This is a genomic window from Streptomyces sp. NBC_00414 (assembly GCF_036038375.1).
Lineage (GTDB): Bacteria > Actinomycetota > Actinomycetes > Streptomycetales > Streptomycetaceae > Streptomyces.
On sequence record NZ_CP107935.1, the window covers coordinates 6884842 to 6905474 of the forward strand.

General features: G+C 70.1%; 21 protein-coding genes. 9 read left to right on the plus strand and 12 right to left on the minus strand.

Annotation, left to right across the window (positions count from 1 at the left end; all coding sequences use genetic code 11):
- Positions 1 to 23 precede the first annotated feature (23 nt).
- A complete protein-coding gene (locus tag OHS59_RS29925) occupies positions 24 to 1121 on the plus strand; it encodes a sialidase family protein (protein ID WP_443061524.1) in 1098 nt (365 codons plus the stop codon).
- A gap of 39 nt (positions 1122 to 1160) precedes the next feature.
- Here the strand turns inward: OHS59_RS29925 and OHS59_RS29930 are convergent, their stop codons facing one another.
- The 6 genes from OHS59_RS29930 to OHS59_RS29955 all read right to left on the minus strand — a co-directional run bounded on the left by OHS59_RS29930 (position 1161) and on the right by OHS59_RS29955 (position 9059).
- Positions 1161 to 2159, minus strand: a complete 999-nt coding sequence (locus OHS59_RS29930; RefSeq protein WP_328496450.1) for an RNA polymerase subunit sigma-70 — start codon at positions 2157 to 2159, stop codon at positions 1161 to 1163.
- A gap of 109 nt (positions 2160 to 2268) precedes the next feature.
- Positions 2269 to 3204: a dihydrodipicolinate synthase family protein gene (locus OHS59_RS29935; RefSeq protein WP_328496451.1), complete on the minus strand. Its 936-nt coding sequence runs from the start codon at positions 3202 to 3204 to the stop codon at positions 2269 to 2271.
- Positions 3204 to 4304 carry an ABC transporter ATP-binding protein gene (locus OHS59_RS29940; protein WP_328496452.1) on the minus strand — a complete coding sequence of 367 codons (1101 nt, stop codon included), beginning with the start codon at positions 4302 to 4304 and terminating at the stop codon, positions 3204 to 3206. Before OHS59_RS29940 ends, OHS59_RS29935 begins: the two co-directional genes overlap by 1 nt.
- A 1-nt stretch (position 4305) precedes the next feature.
- Positions 4306 to 6324, minus strand: a complete 2019-nt coding sequence (locus OHS59_RS29945) for a dipeptide/oligopeptide/nickel ABC transporter permease/ATP-binding protein (RefSeq protein WP_328499415.1) — start codon at positions 6322 to 6324, stop codon at positions 4306 to 4308.
- Complete coding sequence (locus OHS59_RS29950) at positions 6324 to 7286, minus strand: ABC transporter permease (protein ID WP_328496453.1); 963 nt, start codon at positions 7284 to 7286, stop codon at positions 6324 to 6326. Before OHS59_RS29950 ends, OHS59_RS29945 begins: the two co-directional genes overlap by 1 nt.
- 135 nt (positions 7287 to 7421) lie before the next feature.
- A complete protein-coding gene (locus tag OHS59_RS29955; RefSeq protein ID WP_328496454.1) occupies positions 7422 to 9059 on the minus strand; it encodes an ABC transporter substrate-binding protein in 1638 nt (545 codons plus the stop codon).
- A gap of 221 nt (positions 9060 to 9280) precedes the next feature.
- Between OHS59_RS29955 and OHS59_RS29960 the strand changes: the two genes are divergently transcribed.
- On the plus strand, positions 9281 to 10012 hold the full coding sequence (locus tag OHS59_RS29960) for a FadR/GntR family transcriptional regulator (protein ID WP_328499416.1): 732 nt from the start codon (positions 9281 to 9283) through the stop codon (positions 10010 to 10012).
- A gap of 27 nt (positions 10013 to 10039) precedes the next feature.
- Positions 10040 to 10492 (plus strand): protein-tyrosine phosphatase family protein, encoded by a 453-nt coding sequence (locus OHS59_RS29965; protein WP_328496455.1) that lies wholly within the window; start codon positions 10040 to 10042, stop codon positions 10490 to 10492.
- A 121-nt stretch (positions 10493 to 10613) separates the two neighbouring features.
- Here OHS59_RS29965 and OHS59_RS29970 read toward each other — a convergent pair whose 3' ends face one another.
- On the minus strand, positions 10614 to 12263 hold the full coding sequence (locus tag OHS59_RS29970) for a subtype B tannase (protein WP_328496456.1): 1650 nt from the start codon (positions 12261 to 12263) through the stop codon (positions 10614 to 10616).
- Positions 12264 to 12514: 251 nt separating this feature from the next.
- Here OHS59_RS29970 and OHS59_RS29975 point away from each other — a divergent pair, with 251 nt between their 5' ends.
- On the plus strand, positions 12515 to 13684 hold the full coding sequence (locus tag OHS59_RS29975; protein ID WP_328496457.1) for an abortive phage infection protein: 1170 nt from the start codon (positions 12515 to 12517) through the stop codon (positions 13682 to 13684).
- Between the two features lie 437 nt (positions 13685 to 14121).
- The gene (locus OHS59_RS29980; RefSeq protein ID WP_328496458.1) at positions 14122 to 14958 is read left to right on the plus strand and encodes a DUF2637 domain-containing protein; all 837 of its coding nucleotides are present in this window, start codon (positions 14122 to 14124) and stop codon (positions 14956 to 14958) included.
- Positions 14959 to 14973: 15 nt separating this feature from the next.
- Here OHS59_RS29980 and OHS59_RS29985 read toward each other — a convergent pair whose 3' ends face one another.
- Complete coding sequence (locus tag OHS59_RS29985) at positions 14974 to 15249, minus strand: DUF397 domain-containing protein (RefSeq protein ID WP_328496459.1); 276 nt, start codon at positions 15247 to 15249, stop codon at positions 14974 to 14976.
- Positions 15231 to 16064: a helix-turn-helix domain-containing protein gene (locus OHS59_RS29990; RefSeq protein ID WP_328499417.1), complete on the minus strand. Its 834-nt coding sequence runs from the start codon at positions 16062 to 16064 to the stop codon at positions 15231 to 15233. Before OHS59_RS29990 ends, OHS59_RS29985 begins: the two co-directional genes overlap by 19 nt.
- Before the next feature lie 119 nt (positions 16065 to 16183).
- On the opposite strand from OHS59_RS29990, the gene OHS59_RS29995 reads away from it, so the two are divergent.
- Genes OHS59_RS29995 through OHS59_RS30010 form a run of 4 tightly spaced genes read left to right on the plus strand, consistent with a single transcriptional unit; the run spans position 16184 to position 18325 of the window.
- Positions 16184 to 16411: a hypothetical protein gene (locus OHS59_RS29995; RefSeq protein ID WP_328496460.1), complete on the plus strand. Its 228-nt coding sequence runs from the start codon at positions 16184 to 16186 to the stop codon at positions 16409 to 16411.
- Complete coding sequence (locus OHS59_RS30000) at positions 16408 to 16623, plus strand: hypothetical protein (RefSeq protein WP_328496461.1); 216 nt, start codon at positions 16408 to 16410, stop codon at positions 16621 to 16623. Before OHS59_RS29995 ends, OHS59_RS30000 begins: the two co-directional genes overlap by 4 nt.
- A 46-nt stretch (positions 16624 to 16669) precedes the next feature.
- Entirely contained in the window at positions 16670 to 17422 is a 753-nt protein-coding gene (gene recO / locus OHS59_RS30005; RefSeq protein WP_328496462.1) for a DNA repair protein RecO, read from the plus strand.
- A 51-nt stretch (positions 17423 to 17473) separates the two neighbouring features.
- Complete coding sequence (locus OHS59_RS30010) at positions 17474 to 18325, plus strand: isoprenyl transferase (protein ID WP_189775883.1); 852 nt, start codon at positions 17474 to 17476, stop codon at positions 18323 to 18325.
- A gap of 104 nt (positions 18326 to 18429) precedes the next feature.
- Here OHS59_RS30010 and OHS59_RS30015 read toward each other — a convergent pair whose 3' ends face one another.
- From OHS59_RS30015 to OHS59_RS30025, 3 genes are read right to left on the minus strand one after another with little or no spacing between them, the layout of a single operon-like run.
- Positions 18430 to 18849 carry a Fur family transcriptional regulator gene (locus tag OHS59_RS30015; protein ID WP_328496463.1) on the minus strand — a complete coding sequence of 140 codons (420 nt, stop codon included), beginning with the start codon at positions 18847 to 18849 and terminating at the stop codon, positions 18430 to 18432.
- A gap of 59 nt (positions 18850 to 18908) precedes the next feature.
- A complete protein-coding gene (locus tag OHS59_RS30020; RefSeq protein ID WP_328496464.1) occupies positions 18909 to 19823 on the minus strand; it encodes a metal ABC transporter permease in 915 nt (304 codons plus the stop codon).
- A gap of 5 nt (positions 19824 to 19828) precedes the next feature.
- Complete coding sequence (locus tag OHS59_RS30025) at positions 19829 to 20629, minus strand: metal ABC transporter ATP-binding protein (RefSeq protein WP_328496465.1); 801 nt, start codon at positions 20627 to 20629, stop codon at positions 19829 to 19831.
- Positions 20630 to 20633: the final 4 nt, after the last annotated feature.

Sequence of the window (20633 nt, forward strand, 5' to 3'; positions counted from 1 at the left end):
CGGAGCGTCCGGCCAGGGGGTGCGTGTCCTCCGTGCCCTTCGCGGCCGGGGAGAGCGGCTACGACACGTACCGCATCCCCGCCACCGTCACGACCAGGACCGGCGCGCTGCTCGCCTTCGCGGAGGGCAGACACAACGGCGCCGGGGACACCGGCGACATCGACGTCGTCCTCAGACGGTCCGGCGACGGCGGCTGCACATGGGGGCCGCTCTCCGTCGTCGCGGCCGGTGACGGTGACACCCGGGGCAACCCCGCGCCCGTCGTGGACCCCCGGACCGGGAAGGTCGTCCTCCTCACGTCCTACAACAGCGGTGCTGTGACCGAGGCGCAGATAATGCGGGGCGAGGTGACGGCCGCGCAGAGCCGGCGGGTCTTCGTGCAGACGAGCCGGGACGACGGGCGCCGCTTCGGGGCGCCCCGGGAGATCACCGCCGCCGTGAAGCTGCCGGGATGGCGGTGGTACGCCACCGGGCCCGGGCACGCGGTGGCGCTGACCCGGGGTCCGCACGCCGGGCGGCTCGTCGTGGCCGCCAACCACTCGGCCGCGCCACCGGACGGCTCCGCCGACACCGGGCAGGAGGCCAGGTACTACGGGGCGCACGCCGTCTACAGCGACGACGGCGGGACGACGTGGCGGATCGGGTTCGTGGACGACTCCTACGACGGGGTCGACAACGCGAACGAGAGTGCCGTGGCACAATTGCCCGACGGGCGGCTGTACTTCAGCTCGCGGGACCAGAACGGGAGCAGTCCGGGGAACCGGCTCGACAGCTATTCCGGTGACGGGGGTGTCACCCTCGACCGGCCCTTCCGGGTTCAGCCGACGCTCTCCGACGTGCCCGTCGTGCAGGGGAGTGTGCTGCAGGTCCAGGGGCCTGCCGATGCCCCGTTGCTGTTCTCCGGGCCGTCCGTGCCGACGGTTCGGCAGGCGATGGCCGTGTGGCGCAGTGGGGACGGCGGGGGGAGCTTCACGAAGGCTCTGACGCTGTCCGGGCGGCGGGCGGCGTATTCGGACCTTGTGCAGCTCGGTGCGGGGAGAGTGGGGGTGCTGTACGAGACGGGTGCGGCGGGGCCGTACGAGACGATCGAGTTCCGGCGGGTGGGGTTGGGGGAGTTGTAGGCGTTTCCTCGCCCCCGCCATCGCGCTTCGCGCTCGTCCTCAAGCGCCGGACGGGCTGATCAGGCGCTCCGGCAGTCCGAGTTGCGGGAAGCGGTCGTCGTGGAACGTGATGATCTCGGTGATGGCGCCGCCGGTGACACGCAGGACGTCGATCGTCAGCGGCAGGTACGCGGCCTCCTGCTCCCGCCAGTGGTAGAAGGCGACGGCGGGCTGCCGGTTCACGGAGGTGAGGACGGCGCGCAGGCCCGTCATGCCCTCGAAGCCGTTCTCGACCCAGTCGTTCACCACCGCGTCGCGCCCGACGTACAGGCCCGGCGTGGGCGGCATCGAGCAGCGGACGTCGTCCCGCAGCAGCGCGGTGAGGCCGTCGATGTCCGTGGCCACGCTGGCGTCGGTGTAGCGGCGCACCAGCTCGCGCGTCCTGGCGTCCTGTTCGCCGCCGGTCCAGTCCTGCCGCTCGGCGGGCAGGTGCTCCCGCAGGCCGGCGCGGGCCCGCTGCAGCGCGCTGTTCACGGAGTTGACGGAGTCTCCGAGGAGCTCCGCGACCTCCTTCGCCGGCCGGCCGAGGACATCCCGCAGGATCAGCACGGCCCGCGGGCGCGGCGCGAGGTGCTGGACCGCGACCAGATACGCCAGCTCGATCGTCTCCCGGGCGACGGCGACGGCCTCCGGCTCGTCCGCGCCACCCCCGGGCAGCTCGTCGAGCAGCCGGTCCGGATAGGGCTGCAGCCACAGCACCTCGCCGCCGGTCGCGGGCTCAGGGCGGCTCTTGGCGAGCAGGTCCAGGCAGGCGTTGGTGGCGATCCGGTACAGCCAGGCCCGGAACGTCGACCGGCCCTCGAAGGTCTCCCGCCGCCGCCAGGCACGGAGGAACGTCTCCTGCACGGTGTCCTCGGCGTCCTCGAACGACCCGAGCATCCGGTAGCAGTGCACGTGCAGCTCCCGCCGGTGCCGCTCCGCCAGCCCCGAGAACGCCGGCTCGTCGACCTCGCCCAGACCGCTCACACCCAGCTCCTCCACCCACGTGTCCGCACTCATCACGTCACCCTTCCGCATCGTCGTGCTTCTGTCGTACGTGTGACGGGTGCGGGTGCGAAAACTCATCACTCGGGTCGGCCGGCCCGGCCGGCCCGGCCGAGGAAGGGCCCTACAGCAGCCCCGCCCCCGCCAGGAACTTCCCCACCCCCGCGATCTCCTCCGCCGACAGCGGCACCTGCGGCTCCGCCGTCGCCGGGCACGCGATGACGCCCCGCAGGTGCAGCGCCGCCTTGAACGCCCCGAGCGCCGACGAAGAACCCCCCATCCGCCCCCCGTCTCCCACCCGCACCATCCCGAACAACGAGCACAACCGCTCCTGCTCGGCCCGCGCCAACGACCACTCCCCCTCACGGCACAGCCGGTACAGCCGCACGTACCCGGCGGGGTCGACGTTCGCCAGCCCCGGCACCGCCCCGTCCGCCCCCATCGCCAGCGCCGAGTCGACGACCAGCTCGGAGCCGGTCAGCACGCTGAAACCGGAGACGCCGGGGTGCGCCCGGGCCCCGGTCACGACCGCCCGGAAGCCGCCCTCGTCGCCGCTGGAGTCCTTGAGCCCGGCCAGCGTCCCCTCGGCGGCCAGCTCCAGCACCAGCTCGGCGCCCAGCTTGGAGTGGACGGCGACCGGCAGGTCGTACGCGAGGACCGGCACCGGTGAGCGGGCGGCGACGAGGCGGTAGTGGCGGGCGATCTCCGCCGGATGCGTGCGCGTGTAGAAGGGAGCGGTCACGACCACGGCGTCGGCGCCCGCCTCCGTGACGTACCGGACGTGGTCGAGGACGCGCGGGGTGGTCATGTCGATGGCGCCGGCGAGGACGGGCACCGCGCCCGCCACGTGGCCGACCACCGTCTCGACGACCAGCCGCCGTTGCCGGTCCGTCAGGAAGGCGGCCTCGGAGGACGTTCCGAGGACGAACAGGCCGTCCACCCCGCCCTCCAGCAGGTGGTCGACCAGTCCGGTCAACGAGGGGACGTCCACCTCGCGGTCCGGTGTCAGGGGCGTGCAGACGGGCGGTACGACACCGGTCAGCGGGGCGGGAAGGGTCATCAAGGCTCCTTCGGGATGTCGGCTGTGACGTCGGCCGGGGTACGGCCCGGGACGTCGGCCAGGGCGGTGGCCTCCGGTACGGCGGTGACGGCCTGTGCGACCAGGTCGCGGGTCGACAGGCCGTCCTCGACAGGATGGTGGCAGCGGAAGCGGTGCCCGGGGGCCGACGCGGCCGCGAAGCCGGGCATCGTCTCGGCGCACGCCCCGTCCGCCCGCCAGCAGCGCGTCCGGAAGGGGCAGCCGCTCGGCGGACGGGTGGCCGACGGGACGGGGCCGACGAGCGGGATCGGGTCGATGGGGTCGAGCAGGCCGGGCGTCGCCGAGAAGAGGGCGCGGGTGTACGGGTGCCGGGACCGGTCGGTCACCTCGTCGGCCGGGGACTCCTCGACGATCCGGCCGAGGTACATCGTGACGACGCGGTCGCTCATCCTCCGTACGGTCTGGATGTCGTGCGAGACGAAGACCAGGGCCAGGCCGAGCCGTTCCTTCAGGTCGAGGAGGAGGTTGAGGATCTGGGCGCGGACCGAGACGTCCAGCGCGCTCGTCGGTTCGTCGGCGACAACGAGGTCCGGGTCGAGTGCCAGCGCCCGCGCGATGGCGACCCGCTGCCGCTGTCCGCCCGACAGCTGGCCGGGGAGGCCGTCCGCCAGCGCCCTGGGGAGTCCGACCAGGGACATCAACTCGCGTACCCGGTCGTCGCGTTGCGCGGCCGTACCCCGCCGGTGCACGTCCAGGGGGTCGCGCAGGATCTGCCGTACCGTCAGCCGGCGGTTCAGGGCCGTCGACGGGTCCTGGAAGATCATGCCGGTACCGGCGCCCACCGTCGTCCGGCGCTCGGCCGGAGCCATCGTCCACAGGTCGCCGCCGCGCAGGGACACCGTCCCGGAGGTCGGCCGCTGCACCCCCACCAGGACCTTGGCGAGCGTCGACTTGCCGCAGCCGGACTCGCCGACGACGCCAACCGTCTCGCCGGGCGCGATGGTGAGATCGGCGCCGGTCAGGGCGTACACGCGGTCGCGGGAGAACACGCCGCCGGTGCGCGCCTTGTGCACGACGTGCACGTCGTCCAGCTCCACGAGGGGGCCGCCCGATCCGGTCATGTCACGGCCTCGCTTCCGTCGGTCCGGTCGGTGTCGTAGTCGTGGGCATGGCCGTCGCCAAGGGGATCGCCGGATGGTGGCAGGCGACCTCGTGGCGGCCGGGCGGGCCCGCCAGCCGGGGTGCGTCCGTCCGGCACACCTCCGTCGCCATCGGGCAGCGGTCGGCGAAGCGGCAGCCCGCCGGGAAGTCGGCCGGGGAGGGCACGACCCCCTTGATCTGTGTCATCCGTTCTGCCGCCGACTCCAGCGACAGGACACTGCCGAGGAGGCCGCGCGTGTAGTGGTGCGACGGCGACTCCACCAGGTCCGCCGTCACGCCCGACTCCACGATCTGGCCGCCGTACATCACGACCACCCGGTCGGTGACGTCCGCGACGAGCGCCAGGTCGTGCGAGACGAGGACGAGCGCGAAGTCCAGCTCGGTACGCAGCCTCAGCAGCAGCTCCATGATCTGCGCCTGCACGGTGACGTCCAGGGCGGTCGTCGGCTCGTCGGCGACGATCAGCCCGGGGTCGCGGGAGAGCGCCATCGCGATCAGTACGCGCTGGCGCTGGCCGCCGGACAGCTCGTGCGGGTAGCTGCGCAGGGTGCGCTCCGGGTCCAGGCCGACCAGTTCGAGGAGTTCGGTGCCCGTGCGGGTGCCGCCCCTTCTGACCACCTGCCCCAGCTGGGCGCGGACCGTCATCGCCGGGTTCAGCGACGACAGGGCGTCCTGGTAGATCATCGCCATCTCGTGGCCGAGGAGCTTGCGCCGTACGCTCATCGGCTCGCCGACCAACTGCCGCTGGTTGAACCGCACCTGGCCGCGGACCCGCGCGCCCTTCGGTTCCAGGCCCATCACCGCGAGGGCCGTCAGGGACTTGCCGCAGCCGGACTCGCCCACCAGGCCCAGGACTTCACCGGGCTGTACGTCGAAACTGATGCCGTCGACGATGTCCACACCGCCGTGGCGGTTGTCGAAACCGATGGCCAGGTTCTCGACGCTCAGCACCGGTCGCTGTCCCTGGGGCAGGGGGCGGGCCCGGCCGCGCAGCCGCAGGGCCGCCTCGGTCAGGCCCGGCAGCTCCAGGACCTTCCCGCTGCCGGGTTCGGGCGTCTCCAGCCGGTCCTCGGCCTCCCGGGTGGGCACGTCGCGGGCCGCGGGCGCCGCCCACGCGTCCGAGACGCCCTCGGAGAGGATGTTCAGGGACAGCACGGTGACCAGCATCAGCAGTCCGGGGAACACGGTCGCCCACCAGCCGCCGGTCAGCACCATGTTCTTGCCGTCCGCGATGACACTGCCCCAGGACGGGTCCGGCGGCCGGACGCCCGCGCCGATGAAGGACAGCGACGCCTCGAAGACGATCGCCTCGGCGACCTGCACCGTGCAGAAGACCAGGACCGGGGCGGCGCAGTTGATGGCCACGTGCCGCCACACGATGTGCGGGGTGCGCGCTCCGATGACCCGCTCGGCGGTCACGTAGTCCTCGCCGTACTGGTCCATGACGTTGGCCCGTACGACCCGTGCCATCGGCGGCATGTAGAGGAACGCGATCGCGCCGATGAGGATCGGGATGCCGCCGCCGAACACCGCGACGAAGACGGCCGCGAGCGCGATGCCCGGGAAGGCCATGACGATGTCCAGGCAGCGCATCAGCGTCTCGTCGACCGCCTTGCGGGAGGTCGCCGCGATCGCGCCGATGAGCGCGCCCACGACCAGCGCGAGCGAGGTCGCGCCGAGGCCGATGGCGAGGGACCAGCGGGCCCCGTACATCAGCCGGCTGAGGATGTCCCGGCCCAGGCTGTCCTGTCCCATCCAGTGCTCGCCTGAGGGGGCGCCCTCGCCGTTCCCGTGATCGACCAGCGGGAACTGTTCGAGCGGGTCGTGCGGGGCGATGAGCGGGGCCAGCAGGGCCGTGAGGACGACGACCGCGATGACGACGACGGCGATCCGGGAGATCAGGGGCAGCCGGGTGAACCCCTTGAGGCGGACACCGGGCAGGGAAAGGGCGTCGGTGAGCCGTTTCCGGTACATCAGCATCATGCCTCGGCACTCCTCAGACGCGGGTTGACCAGCAGATAGAGGATGTCGATGACCAGGTTCACGATGACGAAGCCGAAGGCGATCGTGAGGACGCCGCCCTGCACGACGGCCGGATCACCGTTCTTCACGGCGTCGATCATGAGCTTCCCCATACCCGGCAGATTGAAGATCGTCTCGATGACGACCGCCCCGCCGAGCAGGTAGCCGACGCGCAGACCGAGCACGGTCAGCGGGTTCATCAGGGCGTTGCGCAGCACGTTCCGCCCGACCACGACCACCGGCGGCAGGCCGCTGCCGATCGCGGTCCGTACGTAGTCCCGGTCCAGCTCCTCCACCACGGCCGTGCGGACGATCCGGGTGAGCTGGGCGGCGACCGGCAGCGACAGGGCCAGCGCGGGCAGCGTCATGGTCTTCAGCCAGCCGGTGAACGAGTCGGCCGGGTTCACGTATCCGCTGGTCGGGAACCAGCCCAGGTCCACGGCGAGGTACTGGATCATCAGCAGCGCCAGCCAGAAGCCGGGCGCCGCGACACCGGTGAGCGAGACGACCCGGATCAGCTGGTCGGGGAAGCGGTCGCGGTAGATCGCGGCGGTGACCCCGCCGAGCAGCGACAGCACCACCGCGATGCCCAGGCCCAGGAAGGTCAGCTGCATGGTGAGCGGCAGCGCGGTGGTGACCTGGTCGACGACCGGCGCCCGCGTCAGCGCGCTCACGCCCATGTCGCCCCGGACCAGGTCCCCGACGAAGTCGAAGTACCGCACGGGGAACGGGTCCAGCAGTCCGTTGCGCTCCCTGAAGTCGTGCAGCTGCTGCTCGGTCGGGTTCGCGCCCTGGAAGTACGCGGACGCCGGATCACTGTCCGAGAACCGCATCACGACGAACACGAACAAGATGATCCCGAGCATCAGCGGAACGAGCAGAACGATCCGCCGGACCAGAATTCTGACGACCGCGACCACGAGTAAGCCTCTCCTCGCTCATACCGCCTGACCCTCTGAATCCGGCTGAGACACAAGCGGGCCTGCTTTTCGGTTTTCAGGGGCGCGGGGAACCGCGCGGCCGGCCACAGCGAGCCCGCACCCTCCCCGCAACCCTCAGGCCCACTTGGCCTGGAGAACGTTTATCCCCGGATAAGGCTGCGCCCGGATCCCCGAAAGCTCCCTGGAATCCCACGCGGTGATCAGTTCGTTGTGCACCACCGGATAGATCACCGCATTCTCGGCGACGACATCGATGTACTCCTGAGTCATCGTTTTCTTCCGCTCGGGATCCGGCTCCCGAGTAGCCGCATCCATCCGCTTGAAGAGATCCTTCGCCACGGAATTCCCCTCCCACCGCGCATACCGCATCCAGGTGTTCCCGGGCCCGTAGTTGTAGTGCATGATCAGATCGGCATCGAGCCCGAACTGATTCGGATTGGACGCGGCGGCGACGACCTGGAAGTCCTTCTTCTGGTCGAGCTTCGTGAAGAGCGCGGCGGTCTCCTGCGGTTCAAGCGTCGTCTCCACCCCGATCGCGTCCCAGGACGCCTTGATCGTCGGCAGGCAGTCCACGATCCAGCTCACGTTGACCGCCATCAGCGTGACCTTCAGCCCGCTGACCCCGGCGGCCTTCAGAAGCGCCTTGGCCTCGGCCGGGTCGTGGTCGTAGACGGGTTTCGCCCTGCGGTACGTCGGATTGCCCTCGTTGAGGAAAGACGAAGCGGCCTTTCCGTGCCCGCGCAGCGCGGCCTGGATCATCTTCTCCTTGTCGATCGCGTAGTGCAGCGCCTGCCGCACCCGTACGTCGTCGAACGGTTTGTGGGCGGTGTTGAAGAGGAGGAACAGATGGTTCATTCCCGCCCCGCCCTCGACCTTCAGTCCGCCCTTCTCCAGCTGGGAGATATTGGCGTACGGGATGTTGTCGGAGATCTGCGCGCCCGCGCTCGAACCGGAGATCTTCGCGACGCGCGGTGCGGCGTCCACTATCGTCAGCCAGTTCATCTTCTTGAACGCGGCCTTTCGCGGCCCGTTGTAGTCGGCGAACGCGGCGAAGGTGGTGTTGGACTTCGGATGGTGGGCGGTCTGCCGGTACGGGCCCGAGCCGACCGCCTTTCCCGTCGTCGCCTCGTCCAGCGCACCCGCCTTTCCGAACACGTGCTTCGGCATGATCTTCGCGAGCGTGAGCCGCTGGACCCCCTCGGGGAACGGGAACTTGAGAATCAGCTCCACCGTCCTGTCGTCGGCCTTCTTCACCTCCTTCAGCCAGGACGCGAAGAAGTTCCTGGCGAGGGTCGTCGTCTTCGAGTCCAATACGCGTCCATAGGTGAAGACCACGTCGTCGGCGGTGACGGGCTGCCCGTCGTGCCACTTCGCGCCCTCCCGCAGCGTGAACCTCCAGGTGGTCGCCCGCAGATCCGCCGGAACCTCGGTCCCCAGGGCCGCGTACGGCTCACGGCTGATCGGGTCGGTGTCGAGCAGCCCCTCGTAGATGTGGTGGTTGCCCGCCATCGCGAAGGCCGACGCCGTCATCAGCGGGTCCCAGCTCTGGTCGTTGCCGTAGCCGATCACCGCGGTGAGCGTCCGGTCGGCGCCCTCGCCCCCCTCGCCCCCGTCGCCCGTCTCGTTCGTGGACTCCGGCCCCGAGGAGCAGGCGGAGAGTGTGGAGGTGATCGTGGCAGCGGCACCGAGCGCGCCGGAGTACTTCAGGAACGACCGACGGTGCAGCGCCGGTGCGGGGGTCGCGTCGCGCACGGTTCCTCCAGCAAGGAGTGGGAGATACGACGTCCTACGTCATAGGTGCAGCGTGACGATAAGAGGGGGCGCGGGGGCGGTCAAGGGAACACGCACGAATGCCGCTTCCGCCAGAGGTGCGACCAATGACGCCCGCGGCAAGGACAGTTGACGCGTGGTCAACCCGAAGCTGACGCGGATCCTGTCCGGAGGTGGGACGTGGGATGTCCCTGCCGCGTACGATGCGGCGCATGTCCGATCGGCGCGTGAGTACCCGGATCCAGCGCGAGGTCACCCGGCTGATCCTCGACCGCCGGCTCCGGGCCGGTGCGCCCCTGCCCACCGAGACCGAGCTGATGGAGTCCCTCGGCGTCAGCCGCAACTCCGTGCGCGAGGCCCTGAAAGCGCTCCAGGCCCTCGACATCGTGGAGATCAGGCACGGCTACGGCACCTATGTCGGCCAGGCCTCACTGACCCCGTTCGTCGACGGCCTCACCTTCCGCGCGCTGGCCAGGCAGGGAGACGGCGCGAACGGCACGGGCGGCACGGGCGCGTTGGCCGAGATGCTCCAGGTCCGGGAGGTCTTGGAGGAGGGGCTCATGCGGCGGGTCGCGGGGGCCCTGTCGGACGGGGACCTCGCCCGTCTTGAGGACGTGGTGGACCGGATGGAGGAGGCGGGCCTGGCGGGGCGGCCGTTTCCCGAACTCGACCGCCGGTTCCACGAGTTGCTGTACGCGCCCCTCGGGAACGCCCTGGTGCCGCAACTGCTGGGCGCCTTCTGGACGGTGTTCCGGCGGGTCTCCGGCGTGCGGGGCTGGACGGACGACCCGGCGCCCGAGGTCACGGTCCGCCGCCACCGTGACATAGTCGTCGCCCTGCGGGCGCACGACGCGGAGGGGGCGCGGAAGGCGATGGCGGATCATTTCCGGGGCATCGAGGCGAGAGCCGCCCAGGAGTCACGGGGGGTCGGATGACCGTGGGACGCGTGAAACGGACGTGAAATGGACGTGACTTGGAGTGAGGGGACGGCCGGGTTGCTCCGGCTGCCGTCCGGGCGGCTGGTGCGGGGGCGAGGGCTGCGCAACGACCTCGATCCCGCGGTGGTCCATCCGACGTACGGCGTCTACCTCCTCGGCAAGGAGCCACCCCTGCTTTCCGAACTCCCTTGGGAAACAAGGTGGTTGAGGTGGCCGGACTTCCGGCTGCCCGCGGACCGGGCGCAGGCCCACCAGGTCCTGACGGACGTCTGGGAGCGGGCAGCGGATCCCGCCGAACGCGTCGAGGTCGCCTGCGGGGGCGGCCGTGGTCGGACGGGCACGGCTCTGGCCTGCCTCGCCGTCCTGGACGGCGTGCCGCCCGAGGAGGCCGTGGAGTTCGTGCGGCGGAACTACGACCGCCATGCCGTGGAGACACCGTGGCAGCGAAGGTACGTACGCGCCTTCGGGGGAGCGTGAGCCGGGGTGTGAACACCGCGACGCCGAGCCCGCTGCCCAGGGGATGAGCTCAGGTGTCGGCGTCGCGGTGGGCGGTGTCGTCTCATGACGGGAACGAACACCGCGTCCGTGGGGGCGGCGGCTACTTCGTGCCGCGTACCTTGTAGCCCGTCACCTCGGCGATCCAGGTCATGAATTCGGCCGGGTCCTCGTTGGGGCCGTGTCCGGCGTCCCAGTACATGAACGCGTCGACGTCGTCCCCGAGGTTCTCCAGGCTCAGGGCGAGGTTGCCGACGACGGTCAGCGAGGTGTCGCTGTCCTTGGTGCCGACCCGGATCCACCAGTGCTTCGACCGGCCCGGGTTGCGCTTCTCGATGAAGTGCATCGGGTTCATCAGGTCGATCTTCGCGGGCACGTCGCTGTCCAGCCGCGCGCCGGTGCCGCCCTCGTGCCGCAGGCTGTACGGGGTGAAGTGCCGGGCCTTGGTGGTCCCCTTGCCGAACAGGTTGTTCTCGCCGGAGGACAGGTCGAAGGCGTCGAAGGCGGGCGCGTCCTTCTTCCGGGCGCCCACGTGGGTGAGGAAGTCGGCCCAGGAGAAGGTCGCCCTGCCGCCGGACCCTCCGCCGGACCAGGTGATGAACGTGTTCGCGGCGAGGTAGGTCGCGCGGGCGGAGTCGGAGAGGGCGGCGAGGTACTTGGTCGCGGACGGCTCCAGGTACGTACGCACGAGGTACTCGTCGAGATTGCGGGCGGTGACCGTGCCGAAGCCCTTGGCGCGCAGTTTCAGCGAGGCCTGGTAGTCGGCGAACGCGGTGGTCAGCTCCTTGGAGACCGTCCGGTCGACGAGCGAGCCGGAACCGAGCTTGTTGGCGCCCCAGTTCCACTCGTACGCCATGTCGGCGTGCTCCAGGTCGGTGATGGGGCACCAGTCGCCGCTCGCGAAGACGGCGTCGCTCGCGTCGGCGGCGCCGATCTCCTTGAGGTACGCGTCGTAGAGCGGGCTGTCGCCCGAGGCGCCGAGGAGGGCGGACAGGGCGCCGCCCGCGCTGGTCCCGGAGGAGACGATCCGGTCGGTGTTCCCCGGGACGCGGCCCTTGTTGGCGCGCAGGTACCGCACGGCGGCCTTCAGGTCCACGATGGCGGCCGGTGCCGTGCCGTAGTAGGTGCCGGAGGAGTCGACGAGGGTGCGGCCCCGGGCGCCCGGCTCCACGACGACGTACCCGGTGGCCAGGGCCAGCTTGCCGAGGTTGACCATCTCGCCCCGGCCGTCGAGCATCGCGTTGCCGCCGGACTGCACCCCGCCGGAGGCGGACGCGGACGCCGAGGCGCTGGGCGCGGCAGAGGCACCGGCGCTCGCGCCGCCGGGGGCGCCGGTCATGCCGGCCCCGCCCACACCGGTGGCGTCGGCGACGGACGACGGCATGTAACCGCCGACCGCGTTGGCGAGGAGGATGGGCGCGCCGGTGGCGTCCACCGCCGTGCCGTCGATCTCGACCGGAACGCTGACGTTCAGGCTCTGGTACCTCTCGTCCACCGGCTCGGTGACGTAGGTGATGGCCTTGTAGAAGTGGTACTTCACCTCGTGGTCGTCACCGGCGGCGTCCGTGATGGTCGTCGTCAGTTCCGTGTAGGCGTCCTTGTCGAAGACCAGGCCACCGGACGCGCTCGACGCTTTCGTGCCGGACTCGCCCGACGCCTGCGCGCTCAGGGCGAAACCGCCGGCCGCCGCGACTCCCGCGGTCGCGCCGATCCCGATGACGACACTCCTGCGCTTCACTGCCCGGTGCTTCACGATGATTTCTCTCCCAGGTTCACAGTCGGCGGTCACGGACGCCTGTCTCTGGCCGCTGATCTCTTCTGCGAACGTAATTCGCCTCCGGGAAAAGTGTCAACAATTCTGTTGAAGTCATTGTCGGCACCTGGTCCGTTCATATCCGGCGCACAGCTTTCGGCGACTTCCGGCGGCCGGGCTCATCCCTTGGTCCGGGAGCCGTAGACCATCGGCCGACAGCGGGGGAGGCCCCGGCTCAACAGACTGACGGCATGGCTGACAACGCGGGGAACACGGCGAACGCGAGGATGAGCAGGGCACGGTTCATGGCCGGGGCGGCGGCCGCGGGGGTCGGTGCGGCGGTGGGCCTGCCGGTCCCGGCGGTGGCCGCCGGCGAGGCGGGCGCCCGCCGGGAGCGCGAGGGGCGCGGGCTCACCCACCGCGGTGTCGTCTACACCGTCGGGGCGGGGGAGACCCCGGGAACGGCGTGGAGCGAGCGCCGGATGCGCGGCGACATCCGAGCCATCGCGCACGACCTGCACGCCGACACGGTCGAAGTGACAGGCGACGGCGTCGAGCGGCTCACCGCCACGGCGGACGAGGTCGCCGGGCGCGGGCTCCACGTCTGGCTCCAGCCGACGCTGGGCGACGTGCCGGAGAAGGAGATCCTCGAACACCTCGCGGAGGCGGGCCGGCACGGGGAGCGGCTGCGGCGGCAGGGGGCGCGGGTCACGCTCGCCGTGGGGTGCGAGTTCTGGCTGTTCGTGCCGGGGATCGTGCCGGGTGCCGACGTCTTCGAGCGGATCGGGAACCTGCGGAAGGAGGACTTCGACGTGGCGGGGATGCAGCGGCGGCTGGCCGCGTTCACCGCGAAGGCGGCGGGGGTCGGGCGGTCGGTCTTCCGCGGAAAGCTCAGTTACGCCGCCGCGCAGGACTCCACGTTCGAGAACGTCGACTGGAACCTCTTCGACATCGTGGGAATCGACTACTACTCGTACTTCCCGCAACGGGCGCGGTACGTGCGTGAGTTGCGGAAGTTCCGGCGCCGGGGCAAGCCGCTGGCCATCACCGAGTTCGGCACCTGCACGTTCGTCGGTGCGCCGGAGCAGGGCGGGATGGGCTGGGACGCCGTCGACCACACCAGGACACCGCCGGAGATCAAAGGGAACCTGGTGCGCAGCGAGCGCGTGCAGGCCGCGTATCTCACCGGGCTGCTCGACGTCTTCGAATCGATGAACCTGTACGCGGCGATGGCGTTCGAGTTCGTGACGGCCGACGCCCCGCACCGCCCCGACAACCCGCGCTACGACCTGGACATGGCGTCCTACGCGGTCGTCAAGCCCCTCAAGAACCACCCCGACGACCCGAACTCCGACTGGCACTGGGAACCGAAGCAGGCATTCCACGCGCTGGCGCGGCAGTACGGGCGGCGCCGTGTATAAAAGTCCCCGGTAGCAAAACCTTTTCGTCGGGCAGCGCCGAGTCTGACTTATGAATGCTGTGTCTATGCTTTTGGTGGCTTTATGCTCACTCATTCGCCGCGCACCCGAGTAATGGTTGCCGCGTTAGCGACGTATGAAAAAACCAGAGCCCGTCCACACACCCCCGCACGTCCACACGGTGCCGAAAAGCACCACCGGAACCCCTGCGGTGGTGATGGGGCGGTACATCTTCACGCCTGCCGTGGCCTATTCGGCGCCGGGTTCCCGTGGCACTCTGCACGGGGACGGAAAACCGGTCGAGCTGTATGTTACCGAGCCACTACTGGGTGAATTGCTGGAATGCCTGGGTACGGCGCAGAAGGATCTGAACCGGCGATGGGGTACCCAGGCGCAGTCCGGCGGGAATGTGACCTGTGTCTGAGGGGGGCAGGCATTCCATGGACGACTACGCCGACCTCTTCGTTCCGGGTGACTATCCCGGTGCCAGGCAGGCCGGGGCCGGCGGCGGGCGGCACCGCGGCCGGGTCGACACGCGGCACGCGGGATCCTCCGCGGATCCTCTCGACTCGGCCTGGGACCCGGTCGAGGAGATGACCTACCTCCTGCAGGACGTGGTGTCGCCGGACCCGTCCTTCACCGTGCCAAGGCCCCGCAACGAGGGGCCGGCCCGTGTCGACCTCACCGGCGACCCGATGGACAACCTGGCCACCATCACCGCCGAACTGGCGCCCATCAGGCCCCATCCTTCGGGGCATCGGAAAGTGCGTGTCCGCAAGGTGCGGTTCACCTGGTTACAGACCGTCAGCTTCTTGATCGCCGCGTTGGCGGCGGCCGTCGTGTCCATGGTGAGCGTCTTCGGCGGGATCGTGTCCTACATCCCCCTGCGCCACGTCGCGTTCCTCACGCAGAGCGGCACGGCCGTCTGGTGGCCCCTGCTGGTCTACGGCCCGTGGATCGTGGCCTCGCTCTCCATTCTGCGGGCCGCGCTGCACCAGCGCCGGGCCGCGCATTCCTGGGTGGTCGTCCTGCTGTTCTCCTCCGTCGCGATGGCGCTCTGCGCGGCACAGGCCGACCGGACCTTCACCGGCATCGCCGCGGCGGTGCTGCCCGCCATGGCGGCCCTCTCCTGTTTCCAGCAACTCGTCCGCCAGATCACGATGACCCGGCCGGCCCGCCAGAGCCTGCCGCGGCACCGGCTGTTCACGAGCACCGCGCCGCGGACCGTTCTGCCCGAGGTCGGTCCGTCGGCGCCGGACGTCACCGGCGCGCGGTGAAAGGGGGCCGGAGCGTTACGTCGCCACGGTGCCGATGAACTCCGCCCAGGCGCGGGGCCCGATGAGGAGGACGGGTCCCGCGACGACCTTGCTGTCCCGCACGGGGATGATGCCGGGGACTCCGTCGGCTACCTCGACGCAGTCCTCGCCGCCGTCGCCGCCGCTGTGGGTGCTCTTGCGCCAGCGGGCGTCGCCTACGAAGTCGTATGCGACCTCGACGCAGTCGCCGCCGTTGTCGTCGCTGTAGCTGCTCTTGCGCCAGTGAGCGTGGGTCAGGTCGAACTCGCGCATCGTCTGTAGTCCTCAGCCACCGATGTGATGAAGGCCAGGGACGCCTCCGGCGGCAGCGCGGCGGCCCTGAGCAGATCGTATGTCCCTTGTACGCGCTTCACCAGGGCCGGGTCGTCCAGCAGGCTGCCCGAATACACGGCCTCTGTATAGGCGGTTGGCGGTGCGTCCTCGAACTCGAAGAGCCGGACCATCCGGCCCATCAACGGGTATGCCCCGACTGCGGTGGGCAGCACCTGCATCAGCACCTTGCGTTGTTCCGCGAGCCCCGAGATGTGTTCCAACTGGGCGGCCATCTCGGCGCTGCCGCCGACCGGGATGCGCAGCACGTGCTCGTGCAGAATCACCCAATACTCGGGCTGTGGAGTCGCGGCCAGAATCTGCGCGCGCTCGACGCGGGCGGCGACCTTGTCGTCGATGTGGGCGTCGGTGGCGAACGGATTACCGGCCAGTGTCACCGCGCGCGTGTACGCGGCCGTCTGGAGCAACCCCGGCACTAGCGTCGGCGCGAACTCGCAGATCTTCGTCGCCGTGCGCTCCAGCTCGACCACGTCGGCGAAATAGTCGGCGTACCGCCGGTCATCGATCAGCTTTCGCCATGTTCGCTCGAAAAAGCCGGCGGTTTGTAGGACCTCGTCGATTCGGGACGCCACATCCAACTGTGGCTTCCGAATTGCCTGTTCGAATTGCCCAATGTAGCCGCCCGACACAAAAACGCGATAACCCAGCTCCGCCTGGGTTAAGCCCGCATCCTCCCGGCGTCTCTTCAGCTCTGTTCCGAAGAACTCCCAAGCCGCCTGCCGCGAACCGTTGGCCATGGCCAAACCCCCCCTGTAGTGCACCGACGTTGCTGAGCCTAGAGGTCTTCCAAAGTCTAAGCGGCAAGCGTCACCGTGGAGATGGAAAGAGTAGAACCCGAAAGGGAAGGGGAACACCCGTGAGGTCTGCCCGCCACGGACACGACGCACGGCACTCGACTGCCTGCGTCGAACAAGCGGAGGAAACGGTGAAAGAATTGCGCGAAGCACTCGCAGCCGCAGGAATTAAGCTGCCGACACTCCGGATCGACCCGGCAACTTTGGCGCGAGAGGCACCATGTCCGCTCGTGGAACTCGGCCGGTGTTCCGTCGAGACGGCGGCCCGGCTCGCGGCGGTGCTCCGATGAAGCCGAACGTCGGGACGTACGTCGTCGACACGAGGACCGGGCGGGTGGGCATGGTGATGGGCCACGAGGGTCCGTACGTACAGCTCAGGCCGTACGGCGGCGGCAAGGAGTGGGACTGCGCACCGGACACCGTCCGGGGAGCCACCGTGTCGGAGCGGCTGAGCGCGGCGACCGCGTACGCCAACGCACGAAGCCGCGGCGAGGTCCCTTGACCGGACCCCGGCCACAGCCGCCGGCCCCGTACGCGAGAATGGAGCCATGAGCCTGTTCCGCGACGACGGCATCGTGCTGCGCACCCAGAAGCTGGGTGAGGCGGACCGGATCATCACGTTGCTCACTCGCGGTCACGGGCGCGTACGGGCCGTGGCCCGGGGGGTGCGCCGGACCAAGTCCAAGTTCGGGGCGCGGCTCGAACCGTTCTCGCACGTCGACGTGCAGTTCTTCGCACGGGGCAGCGAGCTGATCGGGCGCGGGCTGCCCCTGTGCACGCAGAGCGAGACGATCTCCCCGTACGGCGGCGGGATCGTCACCGACTACGCCCGCTACACCGCCGGGACGGCCATGCTGGAGACGGCCGAGCGGTTCACGGATCACGAGGGCGAGCCCGCCGTCCAGCAGTACCTGCTGCTCGTGGGCGGGCTGCGCACCCTCGCCCAGGGCGAGCACGAGCCGCACCTCATCCTCGACGCCTTCCTGCTGCGCTCACTCGCCGTGAACGGGTACGCGCCCAGCTTCGACGACTGCGCGAAATGCGGGATGCCCGGACCGAATCGCTTCTTCTCGGTCGCCGCGGGAGGTTCCGTCTGCGTCGACTGCCGGGTGCCCGGCAGCGTCGTACCCTCGGCGGGGGCCCTCGAACTGCTCAGCGCGCTGCTGACGGGGGACTGGGCGCTCGCGGACGCGTGCGAGCCGCGGTACGTCAGGGAGGGCAGCGGCCTGGTGTCGGCCTACCTGCACTGGCACCTGGAGCGCGGCCTGCGCTCCCTGCGGTACGTCGAGAAAAGCACCTGAGCCGACAACCTGCCCTACTTGCTGTACGAGACCTGAGGAGACGAGAAGCAGATGGTGGTACGCGGGATCCTGGGGCGCCAGCGCCGCGAGTACAAGACGCCGGAACCGCACCCGTCCGGTGCCCGCGCGCCCAAGCTCCCCGGCGAGCTGATCCCGAACCACGTGGCGTGCGTGATGGACGGGAACGGGCGCTGGGCCAAGGAGCGCGGGCTGCCGCGCACCGAGGGGCACCGGGTCGGTGAGGGCGTCGTCATGGACGTCCTGAAGGGCTGCCTGGAGCTGGGCGTCAAGAACCTCTCCCTGTACGCCTTCTCCACGGAGAACTGGAAGCGGTCGCCCGAGGAGGTCCGCTTCCTGATGAACTTCAACAAGGACGTCATCCGGCGCCGGCGCGACGAGATGAACGACCTCGGCATCCGGATCCGGTGGGTCGGGCGGATGCCCAAGCTGTGGAAGTCCGTCGTGCAGGAGCTCCAGGTCGCGCAGGAGCAGACGCAGGACAACGACGCGATGACCTTGTACTTCTGCGTGAATTACGGCGGGCGGGCGGAGCTCGCCGACGCGGCGAAAGCGCTGGCCGCTGATGTTGCCGCCGGGAAGCTTGACCCCGACAAGGTCAATGAGAAGACGATCCAGAAGTACTTGTACTACCCGGACATGCCTGATGTGGACCTGTTCCTTCGCCCCAGCGGCGAGCAGCGGACGTCCAATTACCTGATCTGGCAGTCCAGTTACGCGGAGATGGTCTTCCAGGATGTCCTGTGGCCGGACTTCGATCGGCGTGATCTTTGGCGGGCATGTGTGGAGTACGCGTCGCGGGACCGTCGCTTCGGCGGCGCGGTCCCCAACGAGGACCTCCTCGCCATGGAAGCGGACATGAGGGGCCGCCCGGACCCCAGCTGACGCCCAGCCTGCGCCGTTCCCCGCGCCCCTTTTCAGGGGCGCGGGGAACGGCGCAATCTTTTGGGCGCGCCACCACTGGGCCGCAGGTGGTGGGCCGGTGCTTTCTACGGCTGGTTGTGGGACGCGCAGTCCGCGCAGGTGCCGAAGATCTCCACCGTGTGGGCGACGTTCACGTAGCCGTGCTCCGCGGCGATGGCCTCGGCCCACTTCTCCACGGCCGGTCCCTCCACCTCCACGGCCTTGCCGCACACCCGGCACACCAGGTGATGGTGATGGTCCCCGCTCGCACAGCGGCGGTACACCGACTCACCGTCGGACGTGCGCAGCACATCCACCTCACCCGCGTCCGCGAGCGACTGCAGCGTGCGGTACACCGTGGTGAGCCCGACGGAATCGCCCTTGTGCTTGAGCATGTCGTGCAGGTCCTGCGCACTACGGAACTCGTCCACCTCGTCGAGCGCCGCCGCCACGGCGGCACGCTGCCGGGTGGAACGGCCCCGAACGGGCGGTCCAGCGGTCGTCACCGTTGCCTCCAAACGTCTGCGGCTTGCCGGGCCATTGTGCCAGCCCGAGCTGGGCGCGGTCAGACGCCGACCTTGCCGGTCGGTGTGCGCGTGCCGGGAATGGCACACTCCGCCGGGTCCCCGGCCTCCCGCGCCGCGACCAGCGCGGCGGCCCGCGCCCTGCGCCTGGCCAGCGGTGTCGCCGCCACCGTGAGCAGCATGAACGCGCCGATCGTGAGCAGCACGATCGTCGCGCCGGGCGGTACGTCCTGGTAGTACGAGGTCACCGTGCCGCCGATCGTCACGCTGACGCCGATCGCCACCGAGATCGCGAACGTGGCGGCGAAACTGCGGCTGAGCTGCTGCGCGGCGGCCACCGGGACGACCATCAGGGCGGAGACCAGCAGCAGGCCGACGACCCGCATGGCGACCGTGACGGTGACGGCGGCCGTGATCGCCGTGAGCAGGTTGAGGGCGCGTACGGGCAGCCCCGTCACCCGCGCGAACTCCTCGTCCTGGCTGACCGCGAACAACTGCCTGCGCAGCCCGACCGTCACCAGGACGACGAAGGCCGCCAGGAGACAGATCGCCGTCACGTCCGACTCGGAGACCGTGGAGAGCGAGCCGAAGAGGTACGAGGTCAGGTTGGCGTTGGAGCCGCCGGGCGCGAGGTTGATGAACATCACACCGCCCGCCATGCCCCCGTAGAAGAGCATCGCGAGCGCGATGTCGCCGCGCGTCCTCCCGTACCAGCGGATCAGTTCCATCAGGACCGCGCCGACCACGGAGACGGCCGTCGCCATCCACACCGGAGACCAGGAGAGGAGAAAACCGAGGCCGACGCCCGTCATCGCCACGTGGCCGATGCCGTCGCCCAGCAGGGCCTGGCGGCGCTGGACGAGGTAGATGCCGACGGCGGGCGCGGTGATGCCGACGAGGACGGCCGCGAGCAGGGCCCGCTGCATGAAGGCGTAATCGAGGATTTCGAGGTTCATGGCGATCAGCTCAGCAGTCCCGTCCGGATCGGTTCGGCGTCGTGAGCCGCGTGGGGGTGTACGTGGTCGTGGCCGGGCAGCGCGTGCTGGCCGAGCGCGCGCGGGGGCGGGCCGTCGTGCAGGACGCAGCCGTCGCGCAGCACGACCGCGCGGTCGATCAAAGGCTCCAGCGGGCCCAGCTCGTGCAGGACGAGAAGGACGGAGGTGCCCGCCGCGACCTGCTCCCGCAAGGTCGCCGCGAGCACTTCCTGGCTCGCCAGGTCCACGCCCGCCATCGGCTCGTCCATGATCAGCAGTTCGGGTACGGAGGCCAGCGCGCGGGCGATGAGGACGCGCTGGTGCTGGCCGCCGGAGAGGGCGTCCACGGAGTCCCTGGCGCGGTCGGCGAGGCCCACCAGCTCCAGGGCGTGCCGTACGGCCTCGCGGTCGGACTTGCGCAGGACGCCGAAACGGGCGCGGGACAGCCGCCCGGAGGACACCACCTCGGTCACCGTGGCGGGTACGCCGCCGGCCGCGGTCGTGCGCTGCGGTACGTAGCCCACGCGCGCCCAGTCGCGGAAGCGGCGCCGGGGCGTGCCGAACAGCTCGATCTCGCCGGCCGTGACCGGGACCTGGCCGATGATCGTGCGGATGGCGGTCGACTTGCCGGAGCCGTTGGCGCCGAGCAGCGCGACGACCTCACCGCGGTGCACGGTGAGGTCGATGCCGCGCAGGACGGGGCGCGAGCCGAGTTCGGCCGTCACACCGCGCAGGGAGATGACAGGCGGGCGCGGGGTGGCGGTCGGTGTGTCGGGCTCGTTCGTCATGCCG

Coding starts and splice junctions, on each gene's coding strand:
- OHS59_RS29930 (WP_328496450.1), bottom strand. CDS start 2,159: ATGAGTGCGGACACGTGGGTGGAGGAGCTGGGTGTGAGCGGTCTGGGC.
- OHS59_RS29935 (WP_328496451.1), bottom strand. CDS start 3,204: ATGACCCTTCCCGCCCCGCTGACCGGTGTCGTACCGCCCGTCTGCACG.
- OHS59_RS29940 (WP_328496452.1), bottom strand. CDS start 4,304: ATGACCGGATCGGGCGGCCCCCTCGTGGAGCTGGACGACGTGCACGTC.
- OHS59_RS29945 (WP_328499415.1), bottom strand. CDS start 6,324: ATGCTGATGTACCGGAAACGGCTCACCGACGCCCTTTCCCTGCCCGGT.
- OHS59_RS29960 (WP_328499416.1), top strand. CDS start 9,281: ATGCGGCGCATGTCCGATCGGCGCGTGAGTACCCGGATCCAGCGCGAG.
- OHS59_RS29965 (WP_328496455.1), top strand. CDS start 10,040: ATGGACGTGACTTGGAGTGAGGGGACGGCCGGGTTGCTCCGGCTGCCG.
- OHS59_RS29975 (WP_328496457.1), top strand. CDS start 12,515: ATGGCTGACAACGCGGGGAACACGGCGAACGCGAGGATGAGCAGGGCA.
- OHS59_RS29980 (WP_328496458.1), top strand. CDS start 14,122: ATGGACGACTACGCCGACCTCTTCGTTCCGGGTGACTATCCCGGTGCC.
- OHS59_RS29985 (WP_328496459.1), bottom strand. CDS start 15,249: ATGCGCGAGTTCGACCTGACCCACGCTCACTGGCGCAAGAGCAGCTAC.
- OHS59_RS29990 (WP_328499417.1), bottom strand. CDS start 16,064: ATGGCCAACGGTTCGCGGCAGGCGGCTTGGGAGTTCTTCGGAACAGAG.
- OHS59_RS30000 (WP_328496461.1), top strand. CDS start 16,408: ATGAAGCCGAACGTCGGGACGTACGTCGTCGACACGAGGACCGGGCGG.
- recO (WP_328496462.1), top strand. CDS start 16,670: ATGAGCCTGTTCCGCGACGACGGCATCGTGCTGCGCACCCAGAAGCTG.
- OHS59_RS30010 (WP_189775883.1), top strand. CDS start 17,474: ATGGTGGTACGCGGGATCCTGGGGCGCCAGCGCCGCGAGTACAAGACG.
- OHS59_RS30020 (WP_328496464.1), bottom strand. CDS start 19,823: ATGAACCTCGAAATCCTCGATTACGCCTTCATGCAGCGGGCCCTGCTC.
- OHS59_RS30025 (WP_328496465.1), bottom strand. CDS start 20,629: ATGACGAACGAGCCCGACACACCGACCGCCACCCCGCGCCCGCCTGTC.